Source organism: Micromonospora sp. NPDC049374, assembly GCF_040677165.1.
GTDB lineage: Bacteria > Actinomycetota > Actinomycetes > Mycobacteriales > Micromonosporaceae > Micromonospora.
On record NZ_JBFAQH010000002.1, the window covers coordinates 500363 to 516884 of the forward strand.

Below are 16522 nucleotides of genomic sequence, written 5' to 3' on the forward strand. Positions count from 1 at the left end.
GACCAAGATTCCGCCGATCTCCGGTGTCGTCGTGTTGACCGATCGGCGGGAGGCGCGGGGTGGGCTCGTTCGGGTGGTGGCGGCGGCCGTGGCCGGGGGAGTGCGCTGGGTGGTGTTGCGGGAGAAGGATCTGCCGCGCGTCGAGCGCCTCGCCCTCGCCGCCGAACTGCGGTCGATCCTGACCGAGGCCGGCGGAACCCTGATCGTCGCCGGCCCCGACCCGCTGCTGGCCAGCGATCCCGGCCGCTCGGTCACCGCCGACGAGTCCGGCTTCCGCACTTCGGCCGGTGCCACCGGAACGGGCCATCCTCCGATCGCACTGCATCTGCCGGCGGCTGGCCCGTACCCACCGCCCCCGGCCGACCTGGTCGGCCGCTCCTGCCATGACGCGGCGGAACTACGGCGCCTCACCACCGAGGACTACGTCACCCTCTCGCCGGTCTTCCCCACCCGGACCAAGCCGGGCTACGGCCCACCCCTGCTCCCCGTAGGGCTGGCCGGGCTGATCCGACAGAGCCCGGTGCCGGCCCTGGCCCTCGGCGGCATCGAGAGCCCCGCACAGGTGCGCGCCTGCGTCCAGGCCGGAGCCTGCGGAGTGGCCGTCCTCGGCACCATCATGCGCGCCAACGACCCGACCGCCGCAGCCAGCACGCTTACCCAAGCCTTCGAACAGGCCAACCAACCCGAGCCGGCCGCCCCGAAGCCCGCAAGCCGGCACGTCCCGGCGGCGCCGACCACGACGGGGCTGCGGCCGACCGTGCCCACGCAGGGATCAAGCCTGACCGCCCGGAGTGGGCACGGTCGGCCGCAGCCCCCAACCGCAACCACCCGAAGCAGAACCCCAGACCAAGAGGAAGTGCCGTGACCCCCACCACCGTGCTGACCGTCGCCGGTTCCGATTCCGGTGGTGGTGCCGGCATCCAGGCCGACCTGAAGGTCTTCGCCGCGCTCGGCGCGTACGGCACGAGCGTGCTGACGGCGGTCACCGCGCAGAACACCCGGGGCGTGGACGCGGTGCTGCCGCTGCCCCCGCAACTGGTCACCGATCAGCTCGACAGTGTGCTGTCGGACTTCGCGGTGCGGGCGGTCAAGACCGGGATGCTTGGCACTCCGGCCGTGGCGGCCGCGATCGCCGACGCGGCGGCGGCCGACCGGCTACCGCAACTGGTCGTGGATCCGGTGCTGGTGGCCACCAGCGGGCACCAGCTCGGCGTGGTGGAGGCGGTGGAGCGGTTGCTGCCGTACGCCCGGGTGGCCACACCGAACAGCGCGGAGGCCGCCGCCCTCACCGGGGCGGCCGTGACCGACGTGGCGGAGATGACCACGGCGGCGCGGGCCCTGGCGGCCGGCGGACCGGAGTGGGTGATCGTCACCGGCGGCGACGTGGACGGCGGTGCGGAGGCGGTGGACGTGCTGCACGGCCCGGATGGGACGACCGTGCTGCGCGCCCCGCGGGTGCCGACCCGGCACACCCACGGCACCGGTTGTTCGTTCTCGGCGGCCGTGACGGTGCGGCTGGCGCTGGGCGATCCGGTGCCGGCGGCGGTCAGGGCGGCCAAGGAGTACGTGACCCGCGCGCTGACCGGCGCGCGGGACTGGGAGCTGGGCGCGGGCCGTGGACCGATGGACCACTTCGGCTGGTCCGCCTGATCAGGGAGGCTGTCATGCAGGCACGTCGCAAGGTGTACGTCGAGGGATCACGGCCGGACATCCGGGTGCCGTTCGCGGAGGTGGAACTGACCGGAGACAACCCACCGGTACGGCTCTACGACACCTCAGGCCCGGGCTCTGATCCGGAGGTCGGGCTGGCACCGTTGCGGGGACCGTGGATCGCCGAGCGGGCTGACGTGGCACCGGTACGCGGTGCCGGAACCCCACTGGCCGGTTCGGACGGCAAGCGGCCGACGCAGCTCGCGTACGCGCGTGCCGGTGTCGTCACGCCGGAGATGGAGTTCGTGGCGATCCGGGAGGGGCTGGCACCGGAGTTCGTCCGGGACGAGATCGCGACGGGGCGGGCCGTGCTGCCGCTCAACGTCAACCACCCGGAGTGTGAGCCGGCGATCATCGGCAAGGCGTTCCTGGTCAAGGTCAACGCGAACATCGGTACCTCGGCGGTGACCTCCTCGGTGGCCGAGGAGGTGGAGAAGCTGACCTGGGCCACCCGGTGGGGTGCGGACACGGTGATGGACCTGTCCACCGGCAAGCGGATCCACGAGACGCGCGAGGCGATCGTGCGCAATTCCCCGGTGCCGATCGGCACGGTGCCGATCTACCAGGCGCTGGAGAAGGTCGGCGGTGATCCGGTGAAGCTGAGCTGGGAGGTGTTCCGGGACACCGTGATCGAGCAGGCTGAGCAGGGCGTGGACTACATGACGGTGCACGCCGGGGTGCTGCTGCCGTACGTCCCGCTGGCGGTGGACCGGGTGACCGGCATCGTGTCGCGGGGTGGCTCGATCATGGCGGCCTGGTGCCTGGCGCACCATGAGGAGAACTTCCTCTACACCAACTTCCGGGAGCTGTGCGAGATCCTGGCCCGGTACGACGTGACGTTCTCCCTCGGTGACGGTCTGCGGCCCGGCTCTATCGCGGACGCCAACGACGAGGCACAGTTCGCTGAGCTGCGTACCCTCGGCGAGCTGACGAAGGTCGCCTGGGAGTACGACGTGCAGGTGATGATCGAGGGTCCCGGGCACGTGCCGATGCACAAGATCAAGGAGAATGTCGACCTTCAGCAGGAGTGGTGCCACGAAGCACCCTTCTACACGCTCGGTCCGCTGACCACCGACATCGCGCCCGCGTACGACCACATCACCTCGGCCATCGGGGCGGCGATGATCGGCATGTTCGGCACCGCGATGCTCTGTTACGTCACGCCGAAGGAGCACCTCGGGCTGCCGGACCGGGACGACGTGAAGGCCGGTGTGATCGCGTACAAGATCGCGGCGCACGCGGCCGACCTGGCGAAGGGACATCCGGGGGCGCAGGCCTGGGACGACGCGTTGTCGAAGGCGCGGTTCGAGTTCCGCTGGGAGGACCAGTTCAACCTCTCGCTGGACCCGGAGACCGCGCGCTCGTACCACGACGCGACGCTGCCCGCCGAGCCGGCGAAGACCGCACACTTCTGCTCGATGTGCGGGCCGAAGTTCTGCTCCATGAAGATCACGCAGGACCTGAAGGAGTACGCCGCCCGCGGCATGCAGGACAAGTCCGACGAGTTCGTCGCCTCCGGCGGACGGGTCTACCTGCCGCTGGCCTGACCTGGCCTGCCGCTGGCCTGGCCTGCCGCTGGCCTGGCCTGGCCTGGCCGGTCGGGGCGGAGGACGAGTATGCCTTCAGCGCCTCATGTCTGTGTGACGTAATCATGTCTCTCAGACATGAGGCGCTGAACCCTTATCGCTCCCTGACAGTTACCCACGGTGAAGGCGTGGTGGGCGGTGGGCGGTGGGGTCGACGGCTGCTGGTCGGCGGGCGGAGTCTCAACGTCGGTGGTGCCGCCCGGTCGACCGCAGGGAGCGGCGCGGTCCCTTCGGCGGCGTGGGCTCGTCGTCGTCCAGCGGCCGGCTGAGCCCGGCAACCCAGTCGACGTACTCCTCGTCCTGAGCCGGCAGCGGTTCGTCCTGCCCGGTCGCGGCGCTCTCTGCGGACCGGGGCCTGCCGCGTCGGAACAGCCCGCGTCGGCTCTTCTCCGCTTCGCCGTCCGGCTGGACGTCCTCGGCCCGGACGGCGGGCGGCTTCGTGAAGGCGGCCGTGAGGTCACGGGCGGTGGCGGCCGTCTCGATGGAGACGTCCGGGGTCTCGGGGAGAGCCGCCGTGATGCCGGGCGATTCGGGGGTGGCGGGCCCGGCCGGTGCGCGACCGAGGTCGGGCAGCGCGAGCCGCTGCCGAGGCCGAGGTGACGCCTCGGGCGACACCTCCACCGCCGATCGGCCTTTGGCATCATCCGCTGGGGCTGGGGCTGGGGCTGGGGCTGGGGCTGGGGCTGGGGCTGGGGCTGGGGCTGGGGCTGGGGCTGGGGCTGGGGCTGGGGCTGGGGCTGGCTCGGCGGTCGGCGCGGTCGGCGCGGTCGGCGCCGTCGCTGTCGTGGGCGACTGGTCCGCCGACGGGGTCGGTGTCCGGGGTGTGCGGGCGCGGCGGGGCGTCGGAGTCTTGCCGGTGGGGGCAACCGGCGCCGCGGCCTCCGTCGTGGTCGGTGCCGTCCGGGGCAGGTCGCTGCCGTCGCCCACCGGCGCCGGATCGGTCGCAGCCTCGGAATGCCCGGCCGTCTCACGCGTCCCCGCTTCGCGATCCGGCTCTGCCTGCCGACCGCTCCGTTCGCCACCATGGGACCGTTCGCCGCTGCGGGTGCGATCGACGGCGTGGGTTCGGCTTCCGGCTTCGTCGGCACGCCCGGCACCGTCGTCCGCAGGGCCGGTACCGTCGGCCCGTTCGCCGTCGCCGATGCCTCCGCTGTCGTCGGAGCGCACACCGCCCCAGGGCTGCTCTCTGTTGCCGGTGCCAGTGGCCCGTGCAGCGTCCAGCGGTGCGGCGGCCGGCGGTGCGGCGGCCGGCGGTGTGGCGGTGGGGGGTGTGGCGGCCGGTGGTGCGGCGGCCGGTGGTGCGGCGGCCGGCGGTGTGGCGGCCGGTGGTGCGGCGATGGGAGGTGTGGCGGCTCGCGGTGCGGCGGCCGGCGGTGTGGCGGTGGGGGGTGTGGCGGCTGGGGGTGCGGCGGTGGCCTGGCCGCGGGTGTCCGCATCGTCGGCGGTCGGCGTGGTCGCGGTGGCCGACGGGTCGGTGTGCGCGATGGGCCAGTGCCAGTGTGGCGGTGAGCCGTCGAAGGCGGCGGCGCGGGGACCGTCGTCGGAGCGGATACCGCCGGTCGACCGGTCGGTCGCGGTGCCGCCGTCGACAACGACGACCGGGTGTGCCGGGGTGGCCGCCGCGTCGGCCGAGTCCCGGGCCGCCGCGGGCAGCGCGGGTGCCGCCGGCAATGGTTGGAGGATAGCGGTCGGCTCGATGGCCGTCCCGCTGGTGGGTGCGGTCCCGCTGGTGGGTGCCCGGTGGGCGGGCCGGCCGGTGACAGTCCAGGGCACCAGGGCTGCCGCGGCCGAACCGAGCGCGCCGACCACCACCGCGAGCAGCGCCGCGTAGTAGGGGGTCAACTGGTACCGATCGCCCGTGTCACCCGGGCCGGCGGCCAGGTAGGCGAACGCCACCAGCACCGGTCCGGCGACCCCGCTGGGCCCGCTGACAAGTGGCGGATGCCCGCGCCACCGGGCCGCCGCCGCGGTCGCCGCGCCGGCCAGCAGGGTCGCCGTCGGCAGGATCAGCAGCGCCAGTTGCTGCGCGGTGCCGGCGGTGAGCCAGGCCGGCTCCAGGACGCCGAGGCGCACCGGGGTCAGTGGTCCGCTCGCCCCCAGCGACGGCAGCACGGACAGTAACGCGAGTAGCCAGACGGCTGCGGCCGCCGCTGCCATGTTCCAGGCGAACGGCGGCCGGACCAGCACGGCCAGCGCGGCACCGGCACCGACCACCGCGCCGAGACCGGCACAGATGGCCACGGCCCAGACCGGATCGACCGAGATGAGCTCGGCGTTGCGGGCTGGCTGCATGCACAGTGGTGCCACGACCGTGGCGCCCAGCGCGGCGCTGCCCGCGACGGCCAGTTGCCGCGGGGTGCCGGTGAGCTGCCCGCCGTGACGGGCCAGCCGCTCGGTGAGCACGGCACCGATCACGGCGGCGTTCGTGGCGAACCAGCCGGCCCAGACGAGCTGGGCCGGCCACTGGTTGATGCTCGCGCCGGTGAAGCTTCCGGTGAGCCGGACGATGCCGAAGCCGAAGGCGAGGCCGAGCTGACCGGCGCCGGCCAACAGGCTGACGCCGAACGCGGTGAGCAGTAGTCGGCTCGATGTCCGATGGGCCATGACCGGCACGTTACGGTCCGTCGCCACCGATCGCCACCGGCACGCCGTGGACGGACGTACGACCTGCTCGCGGCGGGTCTACTTGAGCTCGACCAGCCGGGCCAGGTATGTCGTGTCGCCGACGTTCGTGAGCATGTGCACCGCCCCCGGATCGCGGTAGACCACTCCGCCGGTCGGCTCGTCGGCGTCGATCCGCACACCGTCGACAGTCTGAATGAGGTTCTTCGCGCCTTGGACGGCCACCACGAGATAGGGGTGGTCGTGCCGGTGCAGCGGCTGACCTTCACCGGGCTCCAGCCGGATGTGCCACACCCGAACCCGGTCGTTCTCGAAGACGATCTCCTGCCCCACCGGGCCGAGCACGGGCTCGGAGCCGGGCGTGGCAACGTCGGGTGGCGTCTCGGTCATCGGATTCCGTCCAGTCGGGGGAGCACCTCGGCGGCGATCAGTTCCAGGTGGTCCAGGTCGGTGAGGTCGATCAGGCGTAGATGCACCCGCGTGGCGCCGATCGCCGCGAACTCGCCGATCCGGTCGACCAGTTGCTGCGGTGAGCCGACCACCGGGTCCTCCGGCGGCAGGGCGCTCTTGACGTGCAGCGGCGCCGCTCGCCGTCGGGCCTCGCCGTCGGTACGCCCGATCGCCACCACGATGCCGGCGGAGAGCGTCAACGGCCGACGCCCGGTGCCGGCGCGGTCGACCCGCTGACCCGCCTCCTGGACCCGCTCGTACGCCTCGCGGGCCTGTTCGACGCTGGTGAAGGGGACGTTGAACTCGTCGGCGTACCGGGCGGCAAGCTCCGGGGTGCGCTTGGGGCCCCGCCCTCCCACGATCACCGGAGGGCCGGGGGTCTGCACCGGTTTGGGCAGCGCCGGACAATCGGTGAGCCGATAGTGGTCACCGACGTAGCTGAAGGTCCCGCCGGACGGGGTGCCCCACAGGCCGGTGATCACTTCGAGCTGTTCGGCGAGGCGGTCGAAGCGCTCGCTGGTGCTCGGGAACGGAATGCCGTAAGAGACATGCTCCCGGGCGTACCAGCCGGCACCGATGCCCAGCTCGACCCGCCCGCCACTCATCTGGTCGACCTGGGCCACCATCACCGCCAGCGGGCCGGGTAGCCGGAACGTCGCCGAGGTGACCAGGGTGCCCAGCCGGATCCGGCTGGTTTCCCGGGCGAGCGCCGCCAGGGTCAGCCAGGCGTCGGTCGGGCCGGGTAGGGCTGGTTCGTCACCCATGGACTGGTAGTGATCGGCTCGGAGGAAGGCGTCGAAGCCGCCCTGCTCGGCGAGCCGGGCGAAGCGGAGCTGGTCGTCATAGGTGGCGCCCCGGTGCGGCTCCGTGAAAACGGCCACCCGCATGCTCATCGCGTCACCTCGCTGCGCTCGCTCATCGTCCCTCCGTACCGGCTCCCGCCGGCTGGTCGCGTTCCATCAGCAGTTCGTGCAGGTCGGCACTGACCTGGGCGACCTCGGCCAGATGCGCGTTGCGACCCAGGGTGCGCGGGCGGGGAATGGCCACCTCGACGACCTTGCGGACGCGGCCGGGGCGCGGGCTGAGCACCACCACCCGGTCGGCGAGCAGCACCGCCTCGTCGATGGAGTGGGTGACGAAGACGACCGTCGCGCCGTTGCGCATGTGCACCCGCTGGAGTTCGCCGGCGAGTTCCTCGCGGGTGAGCGCGTCGAGCGCGGAGAAGGGTTCGTCCATCAGCATGACCCGGGGGTCGCCGATCAGCGATCGGCACAGCGAGACCCGCTGCTGCATGCCACCGGACAGCTCGTGCGGCAGCCGCTTCTCGAAGCCGGACAGCCCGGCCACGTCGAGCAGGTCCCGGGCCCGGTCCCGGTGCGCGGCCCGCTTCCAGCCGAAGACCTCCACCGGCAGCAGGACGTTGTCCAGCACGGTGCGCCAGGGGAGCAGGGCCGGCCGCTGGAACAGCATGGCGATGTCCCGGCGCGGTCCGGTGACCGGCTTGCCGGCGACGGTGACCTCGCCGGAGGTGACCGGGATCAGACCGGAGATCAGCCGCAGCAGGGTGGACTTGCCACACCCGGAGCGGCCGAGTACCGCGACGAACTCACCGTCGGCGACGTCGAGGTCGATGCCCCGCAACGCCTCGACCCGACCAGCGCGGCCGTCGAAGGTGCGCGACACCTCGGAGAGTCGGATCATCGCCGACGGGCCTCCCCTGAGTGGAAAGTCAGGAACTGGCAAAGGCTATCGGCCTCGGTCCTGTATCGCACCGTCCGGGGTGGACATCACTTTGTATCCGTTCCGCAACCCGGTACGCCTGGCGTCGCAAAGGTGGGGTTCTCGTACGCTGTGCCCGCGAGAGTCCCCCTCGATACGCGGTGTCGGCTTCCATCCGGCTGCCGGTGCCGCCCCGACAACTCCCTTCCGGCGGCCCGACGCCCCGGTTGGAAAGGACAAGGTGCACTGATGAGAAGGCTGACCCGTACGGTCGCCGCGGCCACGATGGCCACCGCGCTCGCCCTGGTCTCCGCGTGCAGCAGCGGCTCGGACGACAGTGACGGCAACGACGTCGGCTCGTCCCTGGAGCAGGTGACGTACCTCACCTCGTTCGGCAACTTCGGGCGTGACTCCTACGCCTGGGTGGCCAAGGAGAAGGGCTACTTCAAGGACGCCGGCTTCGACGTCGAGATCAAGCCGGGGCAGGGCACCGGCGCCGTGATCCAGACGGTCGTCGGCGGTCAGGCGCACTTCGGCCCGATCGACCTGACCGGTGGGCTGCTCCAGCTCGGCAACGGTGACGCGAAGGACTTCGTCGCGGTGGCCGCCATCCAGCAGCGCACCATGGCGGCCATCGCCACTGTCGACGGCACGGGCATCACCACCCCGAAGGACCTGGAGGGCAAGACTCTCGCCGACACCCCTGGCTCGGTGGTCCGCAACCTCTTCCCGACGTACGCGCGCATGGCCGGCATCGACTACACCAAGGTGAAGTGGGTCAACGGTGAGGCGCAGACCCTGATGGGCACGCTGGCCTCCGGTTCCGTCGACGGAATCGGCCAGTTCGTGGTCGGCCAGCCGACCATCGAGGCGGTGACCAAGAAGAAGGCCGTTCTGCTGCCGTACAGCAACGTCATGCAGGACCTTTACGGCAACGTGCTGATCACCTCCAAGCAGTACGCCAGTGAGAAGCCGGAGCAGGTCAAGCGGTTCACCGAGGCGCTGCTCAAGGGCCTGGAGTACGCCCTGGCGAACCCGCAGGAGGCGGCTGAGATCCTGGCCAAGAACGCCGAGGCGGTCGTTCCCGCTGCTGCCGCTGCCGAGTTGCAGCTGATGGCCGGCTACGTCCGCTCCAGCAACTCCGGCACCGCACTGGGCACGCTGGACAGCGGCCGGGTCGCCAAGAGCATCGCGATCCTGCGTGGTGCCGGCGCTCTGAAGTCGGATCTCACCCCCGACCAGATCATCGACTTCAACCTGGCGCCGAAGGCCTGAGCCGCTCGGCACCGCGCGGAGTGCGCCGCACCGCATCGCCGGTGCGGCGTGCTCTGCTCCCCGCTCACGAAAATGCGCCGAACCGCAGGAGGATCCGATGACCGACGTCCGTCCACGGCAGCCGGAGGCGACGCTCACCCCCGAGCAGTCCCCGGCCGCACCGCGTGGCCGACGGTGGCGAGTGGGTGACCTGCGCTCGGGTGCGACGGCCGCGTTGCTTCCGGTGGCCGGGCTGCTGGTCGCGCTCGGTCTCTGGTGGCTGGTGGCCCGGCTGGAACTGATCCATCCGGCCGCCCTGCCGCCGCCCGGTGACGTGCTCGCGGCATTCTCCGACCGGCCGGCCCGGCTGCTGGAGCACACCGTCGCCACCACCGGCGAGATCCTGATCGGCTTCGCGCTCTCCGCGGTGGCCGGGGTGCTGATCGGCCTGGCGCTGGCGGCCTCCCGGACCGTCGAGCGGATGTTCACCCCGCTGCTGGTGGCGGTCAACGCCGTTCCGAAGATCACCCTGGGCCCACTGCTGGTGGTGGCGCTCGGTTGGGGTCAGAAGCCGATCCTCACAATGGTCTTCCTGCTCTGCTTCTTCCCGATCGTGCTGTCCACCGCCACCGGCCTGACCACCACTCCGGCCGAACTGGCCGAACTGGTGCGGTCCTGGAACGCCTCCCGTTGGCAGGCGTTCCGCAAGGTCCGCTTCCCGGCCGCGCTACCGCAGATCTTCGTGGGCCTGAAGGTCGCCATGCCGCTGGCCGCGATCGGTGCCGTGATCGGTGAGTTCCAGGCCGGTGAGGGTGGTCTCGGCTACGTGATCCAGCAGTACGCCGGCATCGGCGACACCGCCACCGCGTGGGCCGCGATCATCCTCGTCGCCCTGGTCAGCATCCTGCTCTACGCCGCGCTGGTCCTCGTCGAGCGGCGCAGCCTGCCCTGGCTTCGGGAAACCACCTCCACCCGCTGACCACACCCACCGCAACCGGTGACGGACCGATCAGCTCGCCAGCCTCCACCGGCCGTTCCGGGCGATCAGGGTCGTCAGCGCCTGCGGCATCAGCCCGGAGTGGTTGTCCGGCGTCATCCGGATCGGACCGGACAGGCCGTCCATCTGGGACGTCTCCAGCACGTCGCGGAGGCGGTCCCGGTCGACCTCGCCGATGGGTCCGCCGGCTCGCAGCTCCGCGTCGGCGATCAGCTGGATCGCGTCCGCGGCGAACGAGGCGGAGCCGTGGTAGCCGCCGTACCGGGCGGTGTAGTCCTGGAACCACTGGCGGCGCGCGGCCTTCGCGGGGGTGGTCGCGATGACGTCGTCGATCACCATCGTCTGGGTGAAGACCAGGGTGGCCCGTTCCGCCGACCTGGCGGCCGAGCCGAGGAAGAGGTCGCCCGCGGCCGAGGCGTCCAGGAACAGGGCACCTGTGTAGTTGGCCCGCTTGACCGCGCTGGAGGCGAGCATCGCCTGCTCCGGCGGCGTCCAGATGACCAGAGCGTCGGGGTCGGCCGAGGCCAGTCGGCCGGCCTGCCCGTCCAACTCCGTGTCGGTGCCGCGGGCGGACGCCTCGGCCAGCACCTGGATGCCGACCTTGCCGAACTCGCGGCGCAGGGCCGTTGCGCCCTCCTGGCCGTAGGCGTCGTCGCTGCGCAGGAGGCCGACCGTGTCGATGTTGCGGCGGCGCAGTTCGACGGTGAGCGCCGCGGCGTTGTCGGCGGCGTTGGGAGCCAGTTTGAACATGTAGCGGCGTTCCGCGACCGGGTTCACCACGGCGCCGGCCGCCGCGAGCGCGATGGTCGGGATCCGGTTCTCATTGACCGTGCGCACCGCACCGACTGCGCATTCGTTGCAGCCACCCATGACGATGGCGGTGACCCGCTTGTCGTTGCTGAAGTCGACGATGTTCCGCAGTGACTCACTGGCGTCGGAACGGTTGTCCTTCAACAATAGTTCGACCGTACGGCCGTTGAGTGCGCCCGAGGCGTTCAACTGATCGCGCTTCAGTTCCAGGGCCTGCCGGTACGCCTCGCCGACTCCGGCCGCAGCGCCGGAGAGTTCCAGGTCGGCGGCGATCACAATCGGGCTCGTGTCCCGCTCCTCCCCGCCGAACTGACAGCCGGCGAGGGTGGTGGCGAGCAGGGTCGACACGAGCGCCGTGGCGGTCGCGGAGCGGAAGGGGGTCAACTCGGTCCTCCTGATGCGGCACGGGCGGGGCCCGGTCACCGGCGGCTCATCCGTCCTCTGTGGATAATGAGACGGCTCTGCCGTACCGTGTGCGCGAAGCCTGCAAAACCTTGCCAATGCCGGGCGCTGTGGTCAAGCGGGTCAGTGAAGACGTTTCGGGACGCCGATCCCACATGCTGGCGTAACCAAATGTTTTCAAATGCTCACTGTGGCGAGTCGTATGGCCACTCTGGAGTTACATGCCCTGTTCAGGGGCGCTGTGGAAATGTAGGTATTAGTTGACCGCATCACGGGTTGCGTGCCGTCCGACCGTTTCCTGCCCTCCTGCGGCTTCCCAAACACGATCTCGTCTGATGAAATCGCGGCCGTGCCGCGCGTGGCGCCGGCCGTCGCTCCGCGTACGGGTCGGCGGTCCTGGCGGGAAGAAATCGACGGAGGCGATGTCGTGAGCACCGGACCGACGACCCTGCCCGCCCGTGGTGACGCCGCGCAGAAAAACAGCGGTTGGCTGCCCCGGCTGCGCGACGCGCGGATCCGGTCCAAGCTGGCGCTGATTCTGGTCGTTCCCGTGGCGGCGGTCATCGCGCTTGCCACGGTCCGCCTGGTCTCCGTCGGTGAGGGTGCCTACGACGCGAGTCAGTCCCGCGCACTCACGGCGCTGTCCATCGATGTCTCCGCGCTGACGAACGACCTGCACGCCGAACGGATGGCGGCGGCGGCCTACCTCGCCGCACCGCAACAGCGGGCCGACGCGTACAACCTGCGGGTCCGCGAGACCCAGCAGCGGATCGACGAGTACCGCGCGGAGCGGGACCGGGTCGGCGACGCACCGGCGGCGGTCCGCGACCGGCTCGCAGCCATCGACGCGCACCTGGACACCCTCGACGGCACCCGGCAGGAGGTGCTCGCCCGGGAGCAGATGGAGGTCGCCGAGGCGGCGCTGCGCTACGGGGTGGTCCTCAACGACCTGGTCGCCTACGGCGACGGGCTGGCCCAGTTGCCCGGCGACGAGGAACTCGGTGACAGTCGCCGGGCGGTCGCTGCCTTCGCCCGGGCGAAGGCAGCCGTCGCCGAGGAGGAAGCGGTCACCTTCACGGCACTCAGTGGCGGCCGGCTGGACAACGAGCAGTTCTCCGCCTTCGTGGCCACCCTCACCGGACAGCAGGAGGCGCTGGTCGCCTTCTCGCTCGCCGCCGACCCGGTGCAGCGTGCCTTGGTCGAGAGCACCGTTTCCGGTGACGCGGTGGTGCTGGCCGACCGGATCGCCACCGACATCAGCCGGTCGGTCAACCAGCGTGCGCCGTTCACCGCACAGGAAGCCACGGCAGCGATCGGCGCGGTCAACGAGCTGATGCGGTGGGCCGAGATCGAGCTGCAGAGCCGCCTGCTCGCCCAGGCCGAACAGGCCCGCTCCGACGTCCTCCGGCAGGCCGTCGTCGAGACCACGCTGGTGCTGCTCACCCTGATCATCGCGGTGACCCTGGCCGTGGTGCTGGCCCGCTCGCTGAACCACTCCCTGCGCCGGCTGCGGGAGGGCGCGCTCTCCGTGGCGAACCACGACCTGCCGGAGGCGGTGCGTCGGCTACAGGGGATGGGCAACGTCAGCGACGGCAGCGTCGACGAGATCGTCCGCGAGGTACGCGACCCGATCCAGCTCAGCAACCGCGACGAGGTGGGGCAGGTCGCCTCGGCCTTCAACGTCGTACACCGGGAGGCGGTCCGGGTCGCGGCCGAACAGGCGGCCCTGCGGACCAGCGTCTCGGCGATGTTCCTGAACCTGGCCCGACGCAGTCAGACCCTGGTCGACCGCATGATCGGCGAACTGGACGCGATCGAGCGCGGCGAGGAGGATCCGAAGCGGCTCGCACAGCTCTTCGAGCTCGACCACCTCGCGACCCGAATGCGCCGCAACGACGAGAACCTGCTCGTGCTGGCCGGCGCGGACTCGGCCGTGCCGCGTCGCGACGACGCCCTGCTGGTGGACGTGCTGCGGGCCGCGCAGTCCGAGGTGGAGCTCTACAACCGGATCGAGTTCGGCACGGTCGACACCGACGTGTCCGTGGCGGCCCACGCGGTCAACGACGTGGTGCGGCTGGTGGCCGAGCTGCTCGACAACGCCACCCGCTTCTCGCCGCCCAACACCACGGTGGTGGCCGACGGGCGACGCATCCGGGACTACGTGCTCATTCAGATCGAGGACCGCGGTCTCGGCCTCTCCGACGAGCAGTTGGACGCACTCAACCGGCGGCTCGCCGCACCATCCGCCGTCGACGTCGCGGCGTTCCGCCTGATGGGCCTGGCGGTGGTCAGCCGACTGGCAGCCCGCTACGGCATCCGGGTCGAGTTGCGCCGCAACGTCGAGGGCGGCACCGTCGCGCAGGTCACCCTGCCCGCCGCCACCGTGGTGCTGCCCAGCCTGCGCGGTCGCGACCAGGCGATCACCCGACCCCGGCAGCCGCTCGCGGTCGAGCAGACCCCGCTGGCGTCGGTCGGTCTCGGTGATTCGGCCGGCGGCACGGGTCGCGGCAACACCGCGACCCTGGTCGACCGGTGGCACAACGGCACTTCCTCCGCCCCGCCCTGGCCGGCGACGGAGGCGGCCCCCGCCGACCCGCCACCGGCCCGTACGCCGCCGCCGGCCTTCAACGGATTCAACGCGGGCACGCCGACGGTCGCGCAACCCACCCTCGATCCGCTGCCGAACCGGGGTCTCGGCGACCACAGTCAGTCCGCAGCGTCCGGCCTGCCGGTGGGGCCGGTCGCGGGTGCGGGGGTCGCCGCGCCGACCAATTTCGCCCCGGCCGCTGGCCAGCAGCCCGGTGGCGGAGATTTCGACGGCTCCGGGTTCCGTGGTCTGGGCGCCAGTCTGGCCGCCACCGCACCACCCCCGACGCGTCCGATCACCGTGCCACCCGAGCAGTCCTCCGAGGCGCCGATCTTCCGGGAGATGGAGGCGGTCTGGTTCCGGTCGCACGGCAACGACGTCACCACGATCTTCAGCCGGCCACAGTTCGACGAGCCGCCCCCGCAGGCGGCCGCCAGCCCACCGGCGCCTCCTGTCGAGCCGACCAGGGGACGGAGTCCGTTGCCAACCCGCACGCCGGGTGCGGCCGCCGCCGCGACACCCGCGCCGCCACCGTCGTACACTTCCTCGTCCGTCAGCACGGCCGGTCCGGCGCCGAGCGCGCCGCCGACCCAGCCCGCGCCGCCACCGCCGTCCGCGCCACCGCCGTCCGCCCGGCCCGAAACCGGCCACCCGGAGGACGACGCCTGGCGGACAGCGGCCGACGAGGGCTGGTCACGGGCCAGCCGGGCGGCCGAGCCCACCCCCGCCGGTACGACCCGGTCGGGGCTGCCCAAGCGGGTGCCCCAGGCGCAACTCGTGCCGGGTGGCATCGAGCCTCGCGGCGGGCGTGAGCACGGCCGCCGGACCCCAGACGAAGTACGCGGTCTGCTGTCGGCGTATCACCGAGGCGTCCAACGTGGTCGGACGGCCGGAGCCAGTCAGAACAGCACCTCGACCAAGGAGACGAGCCGATGAACAGGCCAGCGGCCATACAGGACATGGGTTGGCTGCTCAGCAACTTCGCCGACAGCGTGGCAGGTATCGCCCACGTGGTGGCGGTGTCCGCGGACGGGCTGCTGCTCGCCTCCTCCCGGGACCTGCCGACGGACCGGGCGGACCAGCTCGCCGCGATCACCTCCGGCGTGGTGAGCCTGACCGAGGGCGCCGCCCGGATGTTCAGTGCCGGCGGGGTGTTGCAGACAGTGATCGAAATGGACAGTGGCTACCTGTTCCTGATGTCCATCAGCGACGGATCGTCGATGGCGGTGCTCGCGGCGCGTAGCTGCGACGTCGGTCAGGTGGGCTACGAAATGGCGCTGCTTGTGGAACGGGTCGGTGCGGCGCTGGTACCGCTGCCCCGGGACGCGGTGCGGTCGTAACGGGTGCACCGGACCGGCGGAGGGCAGAGGAGGTGATCGCGGATGGATCGGCAGCGTGACCCACGGGGTGCGCTGGTTCGGCCGTACGCGGTCACCCGGGGCCGGACCGAGCCGTTGCAGGACATCGCCCTGGAGGCGGTGCTGGTGGCCAGTCCCACCCAGATCGCCGAATCACGTTTCGCCGGGCACGACAAGCATCGCATCGCCATGGTCTGCGAGGGCCGGCCCGAGTCGCTGGCGGAAATCGCCGCGTACACCCGGTTACCGCTGGGTGTCGCCCGGGTGCTGGTCGCCGACATGGTGGCCGAGGGCCTGTTGACGCTACAGACGGCCGCTCCCGCCACAGGTTACGAGGAGCGGATGGAAATGCTGGGAAGGGTGCTGAGTGGACTTCGCGAGCTATGACCCCGCCGGGGCCCGCCAGAGCCGGGGAATCATCTCCGCGAAGATCGTCGTCGCGGGTGGCTTCGGTGTCGGCAAGACCACGCTTGTCGGTGCGATCTCCGAGATCACACCGCTGACCACCGAGGCGGTGATGACCTCGGCCGGAGTCGGCATCGACGACCCGTCCAAGGTGCCGGGCAAGGAGACCACCACGGTCGCCATGGACTTCGGCCGGATCACCATGGCACAGGATCTGATCCTGTACCTCTTCGGTACGCCTGGGCAGACCCGGTTCTGGTTCATGTGGGACGAGATCATCCGAGGCGCGGTGGGCGCCGCGGTGCTGGTGGACACCCGCCGGATCACCGACGCGTTCGCCCCGCTTGACTACTTCGAGAACCGCAACCTGCCGTACGTGGTCGCGCTCAACCGGTTCGACGGTGCGCCGCAGTACGAACTGGACGAGGTCCGCGAGGCCCTGGCCATCTCGCCGGACGTGCCGTTGGTGATGACCGACGCTCGGGAGCGCGAGTCGGTCAAACGGGTCCTGGTGACCGTCGTCGAGCACGCCATGGCGCGACTCCAGGCCGAGCACGACCGGGGTTTCCCTACTCCGGTCGGATAGGCCCGCTGAGTCTTCGGCGCCATCCGCCGGCCCGGC

14 protein-coding genes are annotated in these 16522 nt (G+C 71.4%); 9 read left to right on the forward strand and 5 right to left on the reverse strand.

The window, feature by feature from the left end; genetic code table 11:
• The first annotated feature begins 7 nt into the window (after nt 1-7).
• The 3 genes from AB0J93_RS05740 to thiC are packed head-to-tail and all read left to right on the forward strand — an operon-like array spanning nt 8 to nt 3257.
• Complete coding sequence (locus AB0J93_RS05740; protein WP_363918582.1) at nt 8-865, forward strand: thiamine phosphate synthase; 858 nt, start codon at nt 8-10, stop codon at nt 863-865.
• Nucleotides 862-1650 carry a bifunctional hydroxymethylpyrimidine kinase/phosphomethylpyrimidine kinase gene (thiD, locus tag AB0J93_RS05745; protein WP_363918462.1) on the forward strand — a complete coding sequence of 263 codons (789 nt, stop codon included), beginning with the start codon at nt 862-864 and terminating at the stop codon, nt 1648-1650. The genes AB0J93_RS05740 and thiD overlap by 4 nt, the downstream gene beginning before the upstream one ends.
• A gap of 14 nt (nt 1651-1664) precedes the next feature.
• Complete coding sequence (thiC, locus tag AB0J93_RS05750; protein ID WP_363918464.1) at nt 1665-3257, forward strand: phosphomethylpyrimidine synthase ThiC; 1593 nt, start codon at nt 1665-1667, stop codon at nt 3255-3257.
• Between the two features lie 219 nt (nt 3258-3476).
• Here thiC and AB0J93_RS05755 read toward each other — a convergent pair whose 3' ends face one another.
• The 4 genes from AB0J93_RS05755 to AB0J93_RS05770 all read right to left on the reverse strand — a co-directional run bounded on the left by AB0J93_RS05755 (nt 3477) and on the right by AB0J93_RS05770 (nt 8069).
• A complete protein-coding gene (locus AB0J93_RS05755) occupies nt 3477-5900 on the reverse strand; it encodes a hypothetical protein (protein ID WP_363918466.1) in 2424 nt (807 codons plus the stop codon).
• Nucleotides 5901-5978: 78 nt separating this feature from the next.
• A complete protein-coding gene (locus tag AB0J93_RS05760) occupies nt 5979-6308 on the reverse strand; it encodes a cupin (RefSeq protein WP_363918468.1) in 330 nt (109 codons plus the stop codon).
• The gene (locus AB0J93_RS05765) at nt 6305-7255 is read right to left on the reverse strand and encodes an LLM class F420-dependent oxidoreductase (protein WP_363918584.1); all 951 of its coding nucleotides are present in this window, start codon (nt 7253-7255) and stop codon (nt 6305-6307) included. Before AB0J93_RS05765 ends, AB0J93_RS05760 begins: the two co-directional genes overlap by 4 nt.
• 28 nt (nt 7256-7283) lie before the next feature.
• The gene (locus AB0J93_RS05770) at nt 7284-8069 is read right to left on the reverse strand and encodes an ABC transporter ATP-binding protein (RefSeq protein ID WP_363918470.1); all 786 of its coding nucleotides are present in this window, start codon (nt 8067-8069) and stop codon (nt 7284-7286) included.
• A gap of 267 nt (nt 8070-8336) precedes the next feature.
• On the opposite strand from AB0J93_RS05770, the gene AB0J93_RS05775 reads away from it, so the two are divergent.
• The gene (locus AB0J93_RS05775; protein WP_363918472.1) at nt 8337-9362 is read left to right on the forward strand and encodes an ABC transporter substrate-binding protein; all 1026 of its coding nucleotides are present in this window, start codon (nt 8337-8339) and stop codon (nt 9360-9362) included.
• A 97-nt stretch (nt 9363-9459) separates the two neighbouring features.
• Nucleotides 9460-10320 (forward strand): ABC transporter permease, encoded by an 861-nt coding sequence (locus AB0J93_RS05780; RefSeq protein ID WP_363918474.1) that lies wholly within the window; start codon nt 9460-9462, stop codon nt 10318-10320.
• 30 nt (nt 10321-10350) lie between these two features.
• Here AB0J93_RS05780 and AB0J93_RS05785 read toward each other — a convergent pair whose 3' ends face one another.
• Entirely contained in the window at nt 10351-11532 is a 1182-nt protein-coding gene (locus AB0J93_RS05785) for an ABC transporter substrate-binding protein (protein WP_363918476.1), read from the reverse strand.
• 445 nt (nt 11533-11977) lie between these two features.
• Here AB0J93_RS05785 and AB0J93_RS05790 point away from each other — a divergent pair, with 445 nt between their 5' ends.
• The 4 genes from AB0J93_RS05790 to AB0J93_RS05805 are packed head-to-tail and all read left to right on the forward strand — an operon-like array spanning nt 11978 to nt 16486.
• Nucleotides 11978-15073, forward strand: a complete 3096-nt coding sequence (locus tag AB0J93_RS05790) for a sensor histidine kinase (protein ID WP_363918478.1) — start codon at nt 11978-11980, stop codon at nt 15071-15073.
• The gene (locus AB0J93_RS05795) at nt 15070-15477 is read left to right on the forward strand and encodes a roadblock/LC7 domain-containing protein (protein ID WP_099849649.1); all 408 of its coding nucleotides are present in this window, start codon (nt 15070-15072) and stop codon (nt 15475-15477) included. Before AB0J93_RS05790 ends, AB0J93_RS05795 begins: the two co-directional genes overlap by 4 nt.
• Nucleotides 15478-15519: 42 nt before the next feature.
• Nucleotides 15520-15882: a DUF742 domain-containing protein gene (locus tag AB0J93_RS05800; protein WP_099849651.1), complete on the forward strand. Its 363-nt coding sequence runs from the start codon at nt 15520-15522 to the stop codon at nt 15880-15882.
• A complete protein-coding gene (locus AB0J93_RS05805) occupies nt 15863-16486 on the forward strand; it encodes an ATP/GTP-binding protein (protein WP_363918481.1) in 624 nt (207 codons plus the stop codon). Before AB0J93_RS05800 ends, AB0J93_RS05805 begins: the two co-directional genes overlap by 20 nt.
• Nucleotides 16487-16522: the final 36 nt, after the last annotated feature.